The organism is Microbispora corallina (genome assembly GCF_016863035.1).
In the GTDB taxonomy this organism is placed as follows: domain Bacteria; phylum Actinomycetota; class Actinomycetes; order Streptosporangiales; family Streptosporangiaceae; genus Microbispora; species Microbispora corallina.
The window spans coordinates 123,542-140,108 of the sequence record NZ_BOOC01000029.1; the positions used below are offsets into that span (position 1 = coordinate 123,542).

A 16,567-nucleotide genomic window follows, 5' to 3' on the forward strand; every position below is an offset into this window, starting at 1 on the left:
TGGTCGCGGGGACGTCTGGGTGGCTGCCGGGCGGGGCGGACGCGTGCCGTCTACCCTCGCGACGTCGCCGGGCTGGGAGTGGGGGTGGGGGCGACGGCCGGCTCGAAGGCCGTGGACCCGCTCCCGACGCCGTACGCTCCGGAACGCCCGGCCAGTTGCTCCCGCAGAGCGTAGACGACCACGACGCGGCCCGCGGGGATATCGACGGTGTCCACGGTGGAGACGTTCGAGGCGGCCTCGCCGGTGTCGTGGAGGACCCCGATGACCCCGGTCGCCGATGAGGCGGTCGTGGTGCCCGTCAGCACGGTCCCGAGGTCGGACGAGTCGAGCCCGGCCGCGACCGACACGATCGCTCCGGTCTGCTTGTCCGCGTCCTCCCCCTCGTACGGCTGGGCCGGGGCGAGCACGATCGCCATCGTCGCCCGCTGGTCGGGGTTGCCGCTCACGGTCAGGAAGTCGCCTGCCTGGAACGCCTCCAGGACGCCGGTCATCGAGGGGTTGGCGCGGCCGGCCTGGGTGCGGTCGCCCGTCACGATCGCGCCGGACAGGACCGCCGCCGCCTTGTCGTACGCCGTGGCGCCGTCGGCGAAGTGGAAGCCGGCGGGGGCGACGGTGGCGGCGAGGCTGTCGACCACGGACTCCTGGTCGCTCGCCGTGAACTTGTCGGTCAGGCTGACCCGGCCGGTGTAGACGGCGCCGGCGCTGCTGATCAGCTTCTGGATCGGGTCGCGCATGCCGGCGGGCGCGCCGGGGGCCTCCACGAGCACCACCCGCTCCCCGGCGAGCTGGCCGCGGACCAGCTCCGGGGTGTGGTTGGTGACGAAGGAGTCGCCGCCCTCCTCCCGGGTCTGCAGATCGGAGATCTGGGTGATGTAGCTCTCGTTCGCCTTCCGCAGCGAGGCGGTCATCTCCTCCGCCGACTTGAAGAAGGTGGGTTCGAGGACCGTGCTGCCCAGCACGATGCCGACCGTGAGCGCCAGGAAGATCGCCACGATCGAGACGAGGTGATAACGGAAATCGATCACGAGAAGAGTCCGACCAGCCAGAAGACGAAGCCGTTCCAGGCGACGCGCAGGCCGTTCAGCCAGACCTGGCCGATCGGCGAGACCGACAGCACCACGCCGATGGTCACCATCGTCGTCGCCACGAGCAACAGCAGGGAGGGCGTGGAGATCCGGCTGCGGTAGAGCCTGCTGACGCCCTTGGCGTCCACGAGCTTGCTGCCCACGCGCAGCCGGGTGAGGAAGGTGCTCGCCATCCCGGACCTGCCCTTGTCCAGGAACTCGTCGAGCGTCCAGTGGGTGCCGACGGCGACGATCAGCGAGGCGCCCTTGTCGTCGGCCAGCAGCATCGCGATGTCCTCGCTCGTCCCGGTCGCGGGGAACACCACCGCCTCCTGGCCGAGCCGGTGCACGCGCTCGAGGCCGGGGGCCCGGCCGTCGCGGTAGGCGTGGACCACGAGCTCGGCGCCGCAGCACAGGGCCTTCTCCGACACCGAGTCGAAGTCGCCCACGATGATGTCGGGGACGTAGCCGGCCTCCAGCAGCGCGTCGGCGCCGCCGTCCACGCCGATGAGCACCGGACGGTACTCCCGGATGTACGGCCGGAGCGTCGCGATGTCCTCCTTGTAGTGGTACCCACGGACCACGATGAGGACGTGCCGGTTGTCCAGGGACGTCCGGATGTCGGGCACGCCCACGCCGTCGATCAGCAGGTCACGCTCGCGGCGGACGTACTCCATGGTGTTGGCGACGAACGCCTCGATCTGGACGGCGAAGCCCGCGCGGGCCTCGGTCATCGCGGCGTCGATCGTCTCGGCCGTCTGGGCCTGGCCCTTGCCGACCAGCTCCTCGTCGAGGTAGATCATGCCGTCGTGGACGCGGACGACGTCGCCGTCCTTGATCCGTTCGAACAGCTCGGGGGAGGCGGCGTCGACGAGCGGGATTCCCGCGTCGAGGAGGATGCGCGGCCCGAGGTTGGGGTAGCGGCCGCTGATGCTGGCGGCGACGTTGATGACCGCCGCCACCCCGCACGCGACCAGAGCCTCCCCGCTGACCCGGTCGATGTCGACGTGATCGATAATCGCGATTTCCCCGGCCTGGAGGCGCTTGGTCAGCCTCTTGGTCCGTCTGTCGATTCTCGCCACTGCCGTCACCCCGGGAAGGTCGTCGACCTTCCTGCGGCGGAGGCCCGGAACATTCAAGCTCGGGACCTTCATCATGACCATCCTGCCAGAGGCGACGGCCGGCACGCTCCCGCACCCCACGACCCGTCGGGTTTTGTTCGAGCAAGTCAGGGATGTCGTCACCCCGTCAGGACGGCCCTCGGGCGTTCGGACATCCCGGAAGGCCCACGTCTGCCCCGTTCCCGACGTCCCGCGCTCCACCATGCGGGCCCTCCGTTCCGGACGTCCCCTCTGCCCGCCGCCTTCCCTCCCAAACCACCCACGTGGGGAGCGTCTGCCCGTCTCCGTGCGGACCGCGTGCTCCGGCCTGACCGGCGCGGATCTGTACGCCTACGCCTCGATCAGCGGGCTGAGCCGGCTCACGTCCGCCACCGGGGTGGGGACACTCGGCCCGGTCGGCGCGGGACAGGTCATCCCGCTGCCTCCGAACGGGGTCTCCCTGAGGACGACCTCGGCCAACGCCGGAACGGCGAGCGTGAAGCCGGCCGCCCTCAACGTCGGGGACGGGCCCACGCACCGGTTGATCCAGTGCGAGGTGCTGAACGCGGCCGCCCTGACGGCCTACCCGCTGATCGTCACGGCCGCCGGATCGTCGAGCAGCCCTCCGGTCACGCCGATTCCTTCGCCGGGTTCCTCCTCGGGGAGCCCCCGGCCGACCCGCACCGTCACCGCGACCGTGACCGCCTCCACGGCGGACGACGGCGGCACGGGTACGCGGTCGTCCGGGCGCGGCCGGGACGCCGTCGTCACGACGCCCGCGGGAGCGGCCGAGACCGGGGGCGGCGGCGACGCCGGGCCCGACGGGCGCGCCCTGGTGGTGACCGGTCTCCTGATCACTCTCGCGTCTGTCGCGGGCCTCCTGCTCCGCCGCCGCCCGTACGCCCGCTGAGCGGGCACGTCCGGCGACGTACGCCCTCACGCCCCCCGCGCAGGATTGGCGCGGCCGAGGTGCGGCGGGCGGACGGGCTCAAGTCAGGCGGGGCGCTTGGCGGCGGAGCCGGCCCGGCGTTTGGCGGGGGCGGCGGCCTCCTCCTCCCAGGCGGCCTTGTCGGCGGCGGCGATGGACAGCAGCTCCGCGGCGTGGGCCCGGCCGAGCTCGGAGTCCTCCAGGCCGGCGAGCATCCGGGACAGCTCCCGCGCCCGGGCCTCCTGGGTCAGGGCGACCACGCCGCTGCGGACCACGCTGCCGTCACTGGCCTTCTCCACCACCAGGTGCTGGTCGGCGAAGGCCGCGACCTGCGGCAGGTGGGTGACCACGATCACCTGGGCCGTCCGGGCGAGCTTCGCCAGCCGCCTGCCGATCTCGACGGCCGCCTTGCCGCCCACACCGGCGTCGACCTCGTCGAACACGAACGTCGGCACGGGGTCGGCCCCGGCGAACACGACTTCGATGGCGAGCATCACGCGGCTCAGCTCGCCGCCGGACGCGCCCTTGGTCAGCGGCAGCGGCGGGGCCGCGGGGTGGGAGGCGAGGCGCAGCTCCACCTCGTCGGCGCCGTGCGGGCCGAACTCCCCGGGCGTGATGGCCACGCTCACCCGCGCGTAGGGCATGGCCAGGGCGGTGAGCTCCGCGGTGACGGCGTCGCCGAACCGCTCCGCCGCGGCCTGCCGGATCACCGTCAGCTCTCCGGCCAGTTCTTTCATCCGGCCGGTCAGCTCGGCGTGCTCCCGGGTGAGCTCCTCGATCCGCTCGTCGTCGCCGTCGAGCTCGGTGAGGCGGGCGGCGGCCCGCTGGGCCCAAGCCAGCACGGCCGACACGTCCTCGCCGTACTTGCGGGTGAGCCCGGTGAGCAGCGACCTGCGCTCCTGGACGGCGGCCAGCCGCGCCGGGTCGGCCTCCACGGACTCGGCGTAGGCGGCCAGCTCGGTCGCCACGTCGGAGATCAGGTATCCGGCCTCGGCCAGCCGGTCGGCGAGCCCGGCGAGCGCCGGGTCGAAGTCGCGCACCGACTCCACGGCCGCCTTGGCCTGGCCGACCAGTGAGACGGCGTCCTGCAGGTCCTGCGCGCCCGACATCGGGTCGCCGAGGAGAGCCGTGTGGGCCGTGGTGGCGGCCGTCCGCAGCGCGTCGGCGTGGGACAGGCGCCCGGCCTCCTCCTTCAGCTCGGCGTCCTCCCCCGAACGGGGCTCGACCTTCTCGATCTCCTCCAGGCCGAACCGGAGCACGTCGGCCTCCTGCGCCCGCTCCCTGGCCTTGACGGTCAGTTCCTGGAGCAGCTCGCCGACCTGCCTGTGCCGTTTGTACGTCTGCTCGTAGGCCCGCAGCGGCTTGACCAGCTCGTCGCCCGCGTAGCGGTCCAGCGCCGCCCGCTGGCGGCCCGGCTGGAGCAGCCGCTGCTGGTCCATCTGGCCGTGCACGGCCACCAGGTCGTCCGCGATGTACGTCAGCGTCCCGACCGGAACCGAGCGGCCGCCGAGCCAGGCGCGGGAACGGCCCTCGGTGGAGACGGACCGCGAGATGATCAGCTGGCCGTCCTCGACGTCACCCCCGACGTCGGCGACCTGCTGGGCCACCCGCCCGTCGGGCTCGATGACGAGGGTGCCCTCGACGAGGGCCTTGTCCGCTCCGGGACGGACCCGCGCGGGATCGGCCCGGCCGCCGAACAGCAGGCCGAGGCCGGTGACGACCATCGTCTTGCCCGCACCCGTCTCACCAGTGACGACGGTGAATCCCGGTGACAGCTCCAGAACGGCCTCGTCGATGACGCCGAGCCCCTGGATGCGGACCTCCTCGACCCGTGGCCGCACTGGTCCCTCCCGTTTTGCCGACCGAACTCGCCAGAGATCCTACGCGCTACTCGTCAAGATTTTCGAGGAGTCGGGTTCGCCGTGGGCGCCTCAACGGCGATCTGTGGACAAGTCTCCGCTGGTCACCGGGCAAACGGGATCGACGGCGGACAGATCACTCCCAGGCGTATCACCCAGGGAGTTCGCCCGGGGCCGAACCGGTGCGGACGCGGCCGCGCCAGCCCTCCACGGGCAGCCCGAACTTGGCCACCAGGCGGTCGGTGAACGGCGCGCCGGTCGATTCCGCCCCGAGCAGCCGGGCCAGCCGCACGGGGACGGTTCCCCGCCGCACCTCGAGGCGGCTGCCGGGCGGGATGTCGAAGCGGCGGCGCCCGTCGCACCACAGCACCGCCGGGCTGGTCTCCGGGATGATCTCGACGGCCAGCGTGGACCGCGGGGAGACGACCATCGGCCGGGCGAACAGGGCGTGCGCGCTGTTCGGCACCAGCAGCAGCGCCTCGACCTCCGGCCACACGACCGGCCCGCCGGCGGAGAACGCGTACGCGGTCGAGCCGGTCGGCGTCGCGCAGATCACGCCGTCGCACCCCCAGCGGGACAGCGGACGGCCGTCGATCTCGGCGACGACCTCCAGCATGCGGTCGACCTTCTCGACGCTGGCCTCGTTGAGGGCCCACGTCTGCGCGACCACGGAGCCGTTCAGGCGGACGAGGACCTCGATCGTCATCCGTTCCTCGACCTCGTAGCGGCCCTCGACCACCCGGTCGACGGCCACGTTGAGGTCTTCGACCTCGGCCTCGGCGAGGAAGCCGACGTGCCCGAGATTGACCCCGAGCAGCGGCACCCGGGCGGGGCGGGCGAGCTCGGCGGCCCGCAGCAGCGTGCCGTCGCCGCCCAGGACGATGATCAGCTCGGCGTCGTCGAGAGCCGAGACGTGGTCGGGGACGACGTCGGCCCCGGCGCAGCCGATCTCCTCCGCCTCGTCGTCGAGCACCCGGACGTTCAGGCCCGCGTCGATGAGGCGGTTCATGACCAGCCTGGCGCTCAGCACGGCCGCCTCGCGGCCCGTGTGCGCCGTCACGAGGATCGTCCGCTTGATGTTCACCCGTCGCTCACCGTCTCCAGTTCGTGGACGCCGCCGGCCGCGGCCCCTCGCGCCCGTCGCCTCGGTCCAGCCGCTCGCACCGATCGCCCGCCGTCCCGTCGGCGGCGTTCGGCCCGGGCACCCGCACCGGTGTCCGCGTGACCAAGGGCGTGGGGGTCATCGAGGTCCCTCCGCGACCGCCCGCTCGACGGCCTCTCCGACATCGGGAACGGCGAGGTGCCCCGTCCCCTTCCCGAGCCAGAGGACGTACTCCACGTTCCCGGACGGCCCGGGCAGCGGGCTCGCGGTCACGCCCTTGACCGTGAGGCCCAGCGCCTGGGCCGCCGTGGCCACGTCGCGCACGACCTCGGCCCGCAGGGCCGGGTCCCGCACGACGCCACCGGCGCCGACGCGGTCCTTGCCGACCTCGAACTGCGGCTTCACCAGCATGGCGAACTCCGCGACGTCCGCGGCGCAGGCGACCAGCGCAGGTAGCACCAGGCGGAGTGAGATGAACGACAGGTCGCCGACGATCAGCGTGGGCGGCTCCCCCACCATCTCGGGCGTCAGGTCGCGGACGTTCACCCGCTCCATGACCGTGACGCGCTCGTCGGTGCGCAGCGACCAGGCGAGCTGGCCGTACCCGACGTCCACGGCGAGCACGTGGGCGGCGCCGTGCCGGAGCAGGACGTCGGTGAAGCCGCCGGTGGAGGCACCCGCGTCCAGGCAGCGGCGGCCCTCGACGGTCAGGCCCTCGAAGGCCCGCAGGGCGCCGAGCAGCTTGTGCGCCCCCCGGGAGACGTAGTCGGGGCCCTCCGAGGTCTCGGCGACGAGGATCGCGGCGGCGGTGTCCACCTGGGTGGCCGGCTTGCCGGCGACGCGCCCCCCGACGCTCACGCGGCCGTCCTCGATCAGCTGCGCGGCCTGCTCACGGGATCGGGCGAGCCCCCGGCGCACCAGTTCGCTGTCGAGGCGGACGCGCTTCACCCCCGACCTCCGGACGTACGGAGGCGGGACGAGGGGCGTGGCAGCCTCGTCACCGGACGACCTCCACACCCGAAGCGGCGCGCCCCTCGGCGACGGGCTTCGCGAATTCGGCGGGTTCGGCGGGTTCGGCGGGTTCGTCGACCGAGGCGAGGACCGCCTCCAGGCCGGTGAGGACCTCCTCGAAGACGGCGACGTGACCGGACACCGGCGTCCGGCCGAGCCGTCCAAGCGGCTCCAGCGCCGCCTGCACGCTCACAGGGCCCGGAACGCCGCCGGCGGCCGAGCCAGGACCCGGCTCGCGTTCCTCGGCCGCCTCGATGCCGCTGTCCGTCATCGGTCCCCTTCCCATGACGCCGTCGCCGTCGCTCACTTGCCGGTCGCCCTGACGCTATCGGACGGCACCGACACTCGCGCCGCCCTCCGGGCCCTTGCCGTACGTCTTCCGGGACGATGGGGCGCGAACCCGGCCTCCTGGGGCGGCCAACAGCCCGCGACCCGCCGTTTGTTCCACATCGGGGTTGCGGATTTCGCGCGCCGGTCTCGTGGAAAGCTACTGTCGGTAGAAAGAGGGCATGGCCGGGGATCGCGAGGAAAGGGCAGGTGCATGGCGACCGTCGAGGAATGCAGGGCGGCGCTGGAGAAGCTGGTCGAGCACTTCCAGGAGATCAGCGAAGAGGACCGTGCGAAGCACGTGGTCGAGCGCCGGCTCGCCTGCCGGATCTCCGACCTCGGCGTCACCTTCTACGGCCGCATCCACCACGACGGGCTGGGTCCGTTCAAGGACGTGCCGCCGGAGGACGGCCGTCCCGCCGAGGTCAAGCTCACGCTCAGCAGCGAGGACCTCATCTCCATGGTGAACGGCGAGCTGGACATGGCCCGCGCCCTGCTGGGCGGCCGCGTGAAGATCGACGCCAGCCTCGGCGACCTGCTCCGCCTCCGCAAACTCCTCTGAGACCTCCGCGCGTCCCGGCCGGCCCTCCGGGGATGCCGGACGCTTCCTGGCGGCCCCATCGCGCCCACGGCCTGCGACCCGTCACGATCGACCTCGACGAACCCGCCCGCTGCGGTGCAGGGCATCTCAGGGCGACTGGGGCGATCCTCCGTGCCTCCTGCTGAGCCACAGCACACTACCGAGCGGCCTTCCGCACACCTCCCCATGCCCACGCAGGGGTGCGCCCGTCACACCACGTGCGGACGTCCCCGGAGCCGGCGGCGGGCCGAGGTCCGGGGACGTCTAGTGAGGCGTGGTCAGAGGCCGATGACGGTGAGGGCGGGCTTCACGGCGTCCTCGTCGGCCCGGCCGTCCCCCGCGGCCTCCCATGCCGTCGCGCAGGCGGCACGCAGCCCGTCGACGGGGTCGCCGCCGCCGTCCAGTGTCAGCTGCCGGCCCTCCCACCGGGCCGTCCAGCCGCCGCACGACCAGCCGCCGCCCTCGCGCCGCACCTCCGCGGGGGCCGCGTGCAGGCCGCCCAGATCGGCGGCGATGTGGGCGGGACGGTGGTGGGGAGCGGCGGTGAGCAGGTCGAGCGGGGTGGTCACCCCGGTCAGGACGAGCAGGCCGTCCACCCCGGCGCGGGTCGCCGCCTCGATGTCGGTGTCGAGGCGGTCGCCCACGATGAGCGGCCGCCGGGCGTGCGTGCGGATCATCGACTCGCGGTGGAGAGGCGGCTCCGGCTTGCCCGCGACGACCGGCTCGATGCCGGTGGCCGTGGCGATCACCCGGCTCATCGACCCGTTCCCGGGCAGTTCGCCGCGCCCGGTGGGCATGGTGGCGTCGCCGTTGGCCGCGACGAACCACGCGCCCCGTCGCACGGCCAGGGCGCCCTCCGCGATCAGCCCGTACGACAGGGTGTCGGAGATGCCCTGCACCACGGCCGCGGGCTCGTCGAGGGCCGTCGTGACGGGTCGCAGGCCGTGGGCGCGCAGGGCCGTGCGCAGGCCCATGCCGCCGACGACGAGCACGGCGGACCCGGCCGGGACGTGCTCGGCGATGAGGCGGGCTGCGGCCTGGGCGGAGGTCACGACGTCCTCGGGACCGGCCGGGACGCCGAGGTCGGTGAGGTGCTGCGCGATGGCGCCCGGCGTACGGGACGCGTTGTTCGTCACGAAGGCGAGCCTCGCGCCCTTGGCTCTGGCCTGCTCCAGCGCCTCGGGGGCGCCGAGGACGGCCCGCCGGCCTAGGTAGACGACGCCGTCGAGGTCGAGCAGCAGGGTGTCGTAGGCGTCGACCAGGGTCTGGGTCATGCCCGCCTCGCGCGCAATGTCGCCTGGACCTGCTTCAAGGCCGACACGTAGTGCCGCTGGTCGGGCCGCATCGCCACGGCGACCGCCAGCGGCTCCTGGGCTGCCTCGATGTCGCCGCTACGCCACAATGCCAGGCCCAGCCCGAAATACGCGTAGTCCTCGACGGGATTGGCGTCCACTATCCAGCGGAAACTGCCGGCGGCCTCGTTGTACTGCCGGGAATTGAACTGAGCCCGGGCCAGCGCCTCTCGAATGCTGCGCGACTCGGGCTCGGCCTGCGCGGCCCGTTCCAGAATTGCCGCCGCCGCGGCCGGACTGCCTTCCTCCAGAAGCTTGGTGCCGCGGCGGAACCAGTCGTAGACGTCGCCGGAGGGCGTGCCGCCCGGATCGGGTGAGGAGTCGGACGCGTCGTTTCGTCCCTGGATCATCGGGTAAGCCCTCCTGCAATCCGATTTCATCAAGAACCGGGCACCGCAGCATCGGGGAGTCCGGGCCTTATGGCAACATGCCCGGTATGGAGAGTTCTGAACGGACGGGACTGGTGCTGCGTCCGTTCCGTGGCGTCCGATTCGCGGTGGACGATCTGGGCGCCGTCACCTCTCCACCGTACGATCTGATCTCCCCCGAGGAATTCCGCGAACTGCTCAGTCGTCATCCGAACAACGTGGCGCGCCTGATCCTTCCCGGTGCCGGGCACTACGGCGAAGCCAGGGCCGAGCTGAGCGAGTGGCTGGCGTCGGGCGTGCTGACCGTCGATTCGCTGCCCGCGCTGTACGTGTACGAGCAGAGCGGCGTGGGATTCCTGCAGCGTGGTCTGATCGGCGCGCTGGGGGTCGGCTCGACGTCGGTGCTGCCCCACGAGAACGTCATGCCGGGCCCGGTCGCCGACCGGCTCGCGCTCATGCGCGCCACCCAGGCCAACCTCGAACCGATCTTCCTGCTGTACGAAGGCGGCGGGACCGCCTCGCGCCTCGTCGACGACGTGGCGGCGCAGCGCTTCCCCCAGATCGACGTACGGACCCGGGACGGCGTCCATCACCGGCTGTGGGCGCTGACCGATCCCGACGAGATCGCCGCGGTGGGCGAGGACCTGCGCGACCGGCAGGCCCTGATCGCGGACGGCCACCACCGCTACGCCACGTACGAGGCCCTCCGGACCGATCACCTCGGCCCGGGGCCCTGGGACTACGGCCTCGCCTACCTCGTCGACTCCACGCACTACCCGCCGGAGCTGCGCGCGATCCACCGGGTGATCCCGGCCCTGCCCCTGGAGGAGGCGGCGGCCCGGGCCAAGGGCGCCTGGCAGGTCCACGAGTTCGCCGCGCTGGAGGACGCCCTGGCGGGCCTCGCGACGGCGACGGGGCCGGCGTTCGTGCTCGCCGGCGAGGGTTCTTCCCACCTGCTCACCGATCCGGACCCCCTGCAGGTCGAACGGGCGATGCCACCTGGCCGCTCGGCGCGGTGGCGGGCGCTGCCCACGTCCATCCTCACGCTGTTCCTGCTGCCGAAGGTCTGGGGCATCGACGACAGCGAGGACACGGTGCTGGTCGTGCACCACGACCCCCTCGCCGCCGTACGGCTCGCTCAACGGCACGGCGGGACGGCCGTGCTGATGAACCCGCTGTCGACGGCGGACGTCCTGACCGTGGCGGCCCAGGGCGAACGGGTGCCGCGCAAGTCGACCTCGTTCGGCCCCAAGCCCCGGACCGGGCTCGTCATGCGGACGTTCGCCGCGGAGTGACCCGGACGTCGGCAGCGGCTCAGCGTTCCTTCAGCCGGTCGAGCACCTCCTGGATCATGCCCACCATGGCCTTGTGACGGGCGTCCGCGACCCTGGTCTGCTCCTTCACCGCGTCCTCGAGATCGCCCATCCGCGTCTCGAGATCGCCCATCCGGGTTTCGAGATCTCCCATCCGGGTTTCGAGCTGACCCATCCGCGTCTCGAGGCCCGTAAGGCGGGTTTCCATACCGTCGAGCCGCGTCTCGACGCCCGTGAGACGGGCCTCCACACCGTCGAGACGCGTCTCAACGCTCGTCAGGCGCGATTCCACGCCGTCGAGCCGCACCTCAACGCCCGTGATACGGGTTTCCACGCCGTCGAGACGCGTCTCAACGCCCGTCAGGCGCGACTCCACACCGGCGAGCCGTGTCTCAACGCTGCCCAGACGCGTTTCGACCACCGCGGTCTTCGTGACGACCTCGTCTGCTTTCGTGTCGAGATCGCTGATCCTCTTGTCGAGGCCGCCGAATCGATCGCCGAGATCGGTCACGCCGACCTCGATTCGCTCCAGCCGCACGCCCGTGTGCTCGCCGTTCAGGAGCAGCTTGCCCGCCACCCGCTCCAGCGTCGCGACCCTGCTCTCCGTCTCCGCCACAGCCATGGACCTTACCCTTCGTCCTCGTCCGGTGTCGGAGCGTTGGCGATTCGGGAAACCTCGAGATCCTCGTCCCTCTCCGGGCGGCGGGGCGCCTGCACGTCGGCCGGCTCGGCCGGCTCGGCCGGCACAAACGGCACAACCGGCACGACCTCGGCCGTCCGGTCCGCGCCCGGTTTCACTGTTTCGCCGGGAGGCGTGCGGGCGGCGGCGTGGAGGCGCCGGGCGGTGCTCACCTCGACCTCGTAGCGGCTGCCGCCGCGCCACCACCGGCGGCGCATCGCCCCCTCCACTTGGACGACGTCGTCGAGCTCCCAGCCCAGGAGCATCTCCCGCACGCCGTCGTCGAACGTGGCGCACTCGATCGCGTCCGAACGCTGATGTCCCGGGCGACCGGCCGGCCGCCGTACGGCCAGCCGCCACTGGGTGAGCAGGGTGCCGCTCGGCAACTCCCGGTGCAGGGGACGCATCGACAGCCGGCCGACCAGCACCACCTCGTTGCGGTGCATGTGATCTCCTCTCCTACGTAGGAGATCACTGTCGGCGATTAAGCTGGAGCGTCGACGACCTGAACGACATTCTGTGGATGCCGGACCGACCTCGAGGTGGCCTGTGGACAACGTGACACCGCTCGGCGGCGACGTGTACGAGATCGACACCCGCATGGCCGGGTACTCCGGAATCACCGCCGGCTACCTGATCCTGGGCGACCGTCCCTGCCTCGTCGAGACCGGCACCTCGACCTCGGCGCCCGTCGTCAGGGACGCCCTCGCCTCGCTCGGCGTCGGCCCGGACGACCTGGCGACCGTCGTGGTGACGCACATCCACCTCGACCACGCGGGCGGCGTGGGGGACATCGCGGGATACTTCCCCTCAGCCGAGATCGTCGTCCACGAGAAGGGCGCCCGGCACCTGGCCGACCCCTCACGCCTCATGGCCAGCGCGAAGATGGTGTGGGGCGACAAGCTCGACACGCTGTTCGGCAGCCTCGCCCCCACCGACGCCGCGCGGATCCGCGCCCTCGGCGACACCGGCGCGATCGACCTGGGCAACGGCCGGACCCTGGCCAGCCACTACTCCCCCGGCCACGCCAAGCACCACGTCGGGCTGCTGGACTCGCTCACCGGCGACCTGTACGTGGGCGACGCGGCCGGCGTCTACCTCCCCGAGACCGGCGACCTGCGGCCGGCCACCCCGCCGCCGGACTTCGACCTCGGGGTCGCCCTCGACTCGATCGCGCTGTTCTCGGCGCTCGGCCCGCAGCGGCTGCTGTTCAGTCACTACGGGCCGGTCGACGACGTGCCCGCGACGCTCGAACGATCGGCCGAGGAACTGCGCGTCTGGGTGGACCTCACCAAGCAGGCCCGCTCGGAAGGCTTGGACCTGGACCACGCCGTCGCCATGGTCCGCGACCGCACGCGGGAACGGTACGCCGCGCTACGGGCGGACGAGACGACGGCCGAGCAGTTCGAGCTGCTCAGCGGCGCGCCGTCCAACGTCGCGGGCATCATGCACTGGCTCGACCGCGTCCCCGACGCCTGACGCCACACCTCGAGCCCTCGTCACAAGACACGGCCGACCGACAGGCGCCGGACGCGGCAAACCGCATATTCCGTCCGCGAACGGTCCCGCACGGCGTGGTGTCGTACGGAACCGCTCGCGTTGAAACAGGCCGATCAGGGCTGGCGCTTCGTCCGATCGTCGGCGGCGTCGTCCAGGACGTCGCCGAAGTCGGGCTCGATGAACGCGGGGCCGAAGGCCGGTACACCGGTCGTCGCCGCGCTCGTCGTCTCGGCCTCCTCGTCCTCGTCCTTGTCGGAACGGCCACCGGCGTCGACCGTCGTCTCGGGCTCGTCGCCGCTGTCCGTGGACGTGTCCTCATCGGCCTGGCCGGCGACGTCCTCGTCCTCGGTCTCGCCCGCCGGGGAGGCGGCAGCCTGCCCGGCGAGGTCGGCCTCGGCGTCCTCGGCGTCGGCGTCCTCGGAGTCCACTGCGTCCTCGAGGTCGTCGACCTCGTCCTCGTCGCCCTCGTCGCCCTCGTCGAGGTCGTCCAGATCCTCGGCCGCGTCCGCGTCGTCGAGATCGTCGTCGAGATCGTCGTCGAGATCGTCGTCGGCGCCCTCGACAAGGTCCTCGACGAGCTTGTCCTCGACGTCCTCGGGGATCTCGTCGCCGAGGTCGTCGAGCTCCTCGTCGTGATCCTCCTCGATGTCCTCGATGTCATCGATCACGCCGCCGGTGAGCTCGGCGTACCGCTCGGCCGCGTCGGTCTCGCCGTTCTCGTCGAAGGTCATCGCCCGGGAGAACCAGTCCGTGGCGGCGGCCTCGTGCCCGGCGTCAGCCAGGGCGTCGGCGTAGGCGAAGGCCAGCCGGGCCGACCAGGGCTTCGGCTGAGGGTCGCGCAGCTCGGGAAGACGCTGCAGCGTGATCACGGCGGCGTCGTGCTGGCCGAGGTCGCGGCGCGCGCCGGACTCGACGATGGCCAGCTCGATCTTGCCCGCCCGATTCAGACGCTCGGCTTCCGGGGAACGCACCAGGTCCAGCGCCCGCTCGGGACGCCCGAGGCCGCGCTCGCAGTCCGCCATCACCGGAAGGTACTCGTCCGAGCCGTTCATCCGCCGGGCTGCGCGGAGGTCGCCGAGGGCCTCGGCGTACTGCCCCGCGTGGTACGCGGCGATGCCGGCGGCCTCCCTGACGACGCCGATCCGCGCGGCGAAGCGGCGGGCGACCTTCGCGTGCTCATAGGCCCGCTCGGGATCGTCGTCGCTCAGCGCTCGACCGGCCGCCACGAGGTGGCTGGCCACCAGGTCGGCGAGGTCGTTCGGAAGCGAGCGCAGCTCGGCCCGGGCCTCGCGGTCGAGCTCGTCCGGCGTGATGTCCGCCTCCAGCTCGGGCATCTCCTCACGCGGCTTCGAGTCGGCCGGCTTGCCGTACCGGGTACGGCTGCCGCCCCGATCGTCGTCGCGGCTGAACGGACGTGGGCGGTCGCCACCAGCGGGACGGCCACCACGGTCGCCGCGATCGCCGCGATCGCCGCGATCGCCCCGATCGCCTCGGTCACTTCGATCGCCTCGGTCCGAGAAGGGACGCTGCCGGCGCTCGCCGAAGCCTGCGCCACGCTCATGGAACGGACGTCCGCCCTCGCCAGGGCCGCGACTGGGCCGTCCGCCGTCCCGGTCCCCGTACCCGCGAGACCCCTCACGGTCGCGGTAGGAACCGGCGCGGCCGCGCTCGTCGCCATGGTCACGGCGGGGGAAGCCGCGAGAACCGTCGCGGTCGCCGTAGGAGCGACGCGGCCGGTCGTCGCCGTCGCGCCGGGGGCGGTCGTCGCCGTCGCGCCGGGGGCGGTCATCGCCTCGGAAGCTGTCCCGCTCTCCGTACCGCCGGTCGCCGCGCTCGGCACCCGAGTCGCGGTCACGATACGGACGACCGCCGTCACGCGCGCCGCCTTCACGGAAGCGCGGCCGGTCGCCACCCTCGAAGCGCCGCTCGGGCCGGTCAGGCCGGTCGCCACCCTCGAAGCGCCGCTCGGGCCGGTCAGGCCGGTCGCCGCGGTCGAAGCGTTCGCGGCGTTCGCCGGACGGACGTCCGCCACGGTCGCTCCGCTCGTCACGCGACCCGAAGCCACCCCGGGAGCCGTCGCGCGCGCCGTCACGGAACCCGTACCTGCCGCCGAAACCGCCGCCCTGTCCGCGCGGACGGTCGCCGCCGAAGCCGCCACCGTCACGCCCGCCGCCCTCGCGGAAGCCCGGCCGGCTCGGCCGGTCGCCGCGGTCGTCGGAACGGTACGGCCGCTCCCGTCGGTCGTCCGACTGGAAGGGCCGGCCGGAACGGAACGGGCGGTCTCCCCGGTCATCCGGCCGGAACGGCCGGTCACGGCGGTCGTCGGAGCGGAACGGCCTGTCGCCGCGGTCACCACGATCACGACGGTCGTCGCGGTCCCCGGACCGGAACGGCCGGTCGCTGTGGTCCCCGGAACGGGGCGGACGGCCGGGACGGTCATCGCGGCCGCGGGAACCGTAGCCACCACGAGCGGCATCCCTGTCGCCGTAGGACCGCTCTCCAGAGGAGCGCTCGCCGAACGGCCGCTGCGGCCGCCGGTCGGCCGGACCGCCTTCACGCCGATCCCGGCCGTCATCACGGGAACCGAAGGCGCGGGGCCTGTCCCGGTCGCCGTAACCGCCGCGGTCGCCCGAGCGGGAGTAACCTCCGCGGTCGTCGCGATCCCGGGAACCGCCGCTCCGGAACCCGTCGCGATCGCCGTAGGAGCGTCCCCCACCGCGCGCGTCACGGTCGCCGGAGCCTCCGCCCCGGCCCTGGTCGCGGAAGCCGCGCCGGTCGGAACGGAACGAGCGCTCGCCACGGTCGCCGCGATCTCCCCGGGGGGCGTCACGCCGCTCCCCGTAGCGGCCTGCGGAGCCGCCGCTTCTCTCATCAGGGCGGAAGCCGCCGGTGCGCCCGGATCGGTCCCTGCTCTCATCGCGGTTGTCATCGCCACGGCCCGTGCCGTCGCGCCCGTCTTCTCTGTTCACTTCTGTCCTCTGTCACATGCTCGGACGGCTCACCCGTCCGGTTCGCCGGCCGCCCTCTCGCGGCCCCGCATCTTCTCGGCCGTCTCCTCAGGGCGGAAGATGCCCCTTACCCGAATCTCCCGGGCCTACCGATCTGTTCGCCACCGGTCTGTTGGTCGCGTCGTGCGACGCAGCCGTGGCTTCTCTAGGAAAGCGACGAAGGCCACCCGCGGTTCAGGGTGGCCCGGCCGCTCCAGCCTAGCGCCCCCTCCGCACCGCGTGAGCCCCGGTCACACGTTCTGTTCGCTCGGGTTGGTGGTTGTGCGAAGTGGGTGGTGGTCGCGGGGTGGCGGGTCGGGGCGGTGGTTGTGCGGAGGGGCGGGTTCAGTGGTTGTGCGGAGGGGCGGGTTCAGTGGTCGTGCGGGGTGGTGGGACT

At 72.7% G+C, this 16,567-nt stretch carries 15 protein-coding genes and 1 pseudogene; 5 read left to right on the forward strand and 11 right to left on the reverse strand.

Annotated features, from left to right (window positions below):
• Positions 1-50 precede the first annotated feature (50 nt).
• Positions 51-1,025, reverse strand: a complete 975-nt coding sequence (locus Mco01_RS25985; RefSeq protein ID WP_204059480.1) for a copper transporter — start codon at positions 1,023-1,025, stop codon at positions 51-53.
• Positions 1,022-2,218, reverse strand: coding sequence for a putative cytokinetic ring protein SteA (gene steA / locus Mco01_RS25990; protein ID WP_204059481.1), 1,197 nt, complete (start codon positions 2,216-2,218; stop codon positions 1,022-1,024). Before steA ends, Mco01_RS25985 begins: the two co-directional genes overlap by 4 nt.
• 253 nt (positions 2,219-2,471) lie before the next feature.
• Here steA and Mco01_RS25995 point away from each other — a divergent pair, with 253 nt between their 5' ends.
• Entirely contained in the window at positions 2,472-3,074 is a 603-nt protein-coding gene (locus Mco01_RS25995; protein ID WP_204059482.1) for a hypothetical protein, read from the forward strand.
• Positions 3,075-3,157: 83 nt separating this feature from the next.
• Here Mco01_RS25995 and recN read toward each other — a convergent pair whose 3' ends face one another.
• From recN to Mco01_RS26015, 4 genes are all read right to left on the reverse strand, one after another.
• Positions 3,158-4,933, reverse strand: coding sequence for a DNA repair protein RecN (recN, locus tag Mco01_RS26000; RefSeq protein WP_204059483.1), 1,776 nt, complete (start codon positions 4,931-4,933; stop codon positions 3,158-3,160).
• A 169-nt stretch (positions 4,934-5,102) separates the two neighbouring features.
• Entirely contained in the window at positions 5,103-6,035 is a 933-nt protein-coding gene (locus tag Mco01_RS26005) for an NAD kinase (protein WP_204059484.1), read from the reverse strand.
• A 156-nt stretch (positions 6,036-6,191) separates the two neighbouring features.
• The gene (locus tag Mco01_RS26010; RefSeq protein ID WP_204059485.1) at positions 6,192-7,001 is read right to left on the reverse strand and encodes a TlyA family RNA methyltransferase; all 810 of its coding nucleotides are present in this window, start codon (positions 6,999-7,001) and stop codon (positions 6,192-6,194) included.
• Between the two features lie 49 nt (positions 7,002-7,050).
• Entirely contained in the window at positions 7,051-7,335 is a 285-nt protein-coding gene (locus Mco01_RS26015) for a hypothetical protein (RefSeq protein ID WP_204059486.1), read from the reverse strand.
• Positions 7,336-7,605: 270 nt separating this feature from the next.
• Between Mco01_RS26015 and Mco01_RS26020 the strand changes: the two genes are divergently transcribed.
• Entirely contained in the window at positions 7,606-7,953 is a 348-nt protein-coding gene (locus tag Mco01_RS26020) for an SCP2 sterol-binding domain-containing protein (RefSeq protein WP_204059487.1), read from the forward strand.
• Between the two features lie 296 nt (positions 7,954-8,249).
• Here Mco01_RS26020 and Mco01_RS26025 read toward each other — a convergent pair whose 3' ends face one another.
• Both Mco01_RS26025 and Mco01_RS26030 read right to left on the reverse strand, forming a co-directional pair.
• Entirely contained in the window at positions 8,250-9,245 is a 996-nt protein-coding gene (locus Mco01_RS26025) for an HAD-IIA family hydrolase (RefSeq protein WP_204059488.1), read from the reverse strand.
• Positions 9,242-9,673, reverse strand: a complete 432-nt coding sequence (locus Mco01_RS26030; protein ID WP_204059489.1) for a tetratricopeptide repeat protein — start codon at positions 9,671-9,673, stop codon at positions 9,242-9,244. Before Mco01_RS26030 ends, Mco01_RS26025 begins: the two co-directional genes overlap by 4 nt.
• 86 nt (positions 9,674-9,759) lie before the next feature.
• On the opposite strand from Mco01_RS26030, the gene Mco01_RS26035 reads away from it, so the two are divergent.
• Entirely contained in the window at positions 9,760-10,986 is a 1,227-nt protein-coding gene (locus tag Mco01_RS26035; RefSeq protein ID WP_239103923.1) for a DUF1015 family protein, read from the forward strand.
• A 19-nt stretch (positions 10,987-11,005) separates the two neighbouring features.
• Here the strand turns inward: Mco01_RS26035 and Mco01_RS26040 are convergent, their stop codons facing one another.
• Both Mco01_RS26040 and Mco01_RS26045 read right to left on the reverse strand, forming a co-directional pair.
• Complete coding sequence (locus Mco01_RS26040; RefSeq protein WP_204059491.1) at positions 11,006-11,626, reverse strand: coiled-coil domain-containing protein; 621 nt, start codon at positions 11,624-11,626, stop codon at positions 11,006-11,008.
• Positions 11,627-11,631: 5 nt separating this feature from the next.
• On the reverse strand, positions 11,632-12,129 hold the full coding sequence (locus Mco01_RS26045) for a single-stranded DNA-binding protein (RefSeq protein WP_204059492.1): 498 nt from the start codon (positions 12,127-12,129) through the stop codon (positions 11,632-11,634).
• A gap of 103 nt (positions 12,130-12,232) precedes the next feature.
• On the opposite strand from Mco01_RS26045, the gene Mco01_RS26050 reads away from it, so the two are divergent.
• A complete protein-coding gene (locus Mco01_RS26050) occupies positions 12,233-13,162 on the forward strand; it encodes an MBL fold metallo-hydrolase (protein ID WP_239103924.1) in 930 nt (309 codons plus the stop codon).
• 134 nt (positions 13,163-13,296) lie between these two features.
• Here the strand turns inward: Mco01_RS26050 and Mco01_RS26055 are convergent, their stop codons facing one another.
• Positions 13,297-14,517, reverse strand: coding sequence for a tetratricopeptide repeat protein (locus tag Mco01_RS26055; RefSeq protein WP_204059493.1), 1,221 nt, complete (start codon positions 14,515-14,517; stop codon positions 13,297-13,299).
• A gap of 342 nt (positions 14,518-14,859) precedes the next feature.
• Here Mco01_RS26055 and Mco01_RS26060 point away from each other — a divergent pair.
• Positions 14,860-16,567: pseudogene (locus Mco01_RS26060) on the forward strand (hypothetical protein); the annotation flags it as partial.

Coding starts and splice junctions, on each gene's coding strand:
- steA (WP_204059481.1), bottom strand. CDS start 2,218: ATGAAGGTCCCGAGCTTGAATGTTCCGGGCCTCCGCCGCAGGAAGGTC.
- Mco01_RS26015 (WP_204059486.1), bottom strand. CDS start 7,335: ATGACGGACAGCGGCATCGAGGCGGCCGAGGAACGCGAGCCGGGTCCT.
- Mco01_RS26020 (WP_204059487.1), top strand. CDS start 7,606: ATGGCGACCGTCGAGGAATGCAGGGCGGCGCTGGAGAAGCTGGTCGAG.
- Mco01_RS26025 (WP_204059488.1), bottom strand. CDS start 9,245: ATGACCCAGACCCTGGTCGACGCCTACGACACCCTGCTGCTCGACCTC.
- Mco01_RS26030 (WP_204059489.1), bottom strand. CDS start 9,673: ATGATCCAGGGACGAAACGACGCGTCCGACTCCTCACCCGATCCGGGC.
- Mco01_RS26035 (WP_239103923.1), top strand. CDS start 9,760: ATGGAGAGTTCTGAACGGACGGGACTGGTGCTGCGTCCGTTCCGTGGC.
- Mco01_RS26040 (WP_204059491.1), bottom strand. CDS start 11,626: ATGGCTGTGGCGGAGACGGAGAGCAGGGTCGCGACGCTGGAGCGGGTG.
- Mco01_RS26045 (WP_204059492.1), bottom strand. CDS start 12,129: ATGCACCGCAACGAGGTGGTGCTGGTCGGCCGGCTGTCGATGCGTCCC.
- Mco01_RS26055 (WP_204059493.1), bottom strand. CDS start 14,517: ATGCCCGAGCTGGAGGCGGACATCACGCCGGACGAGCTCGACCGCGAG.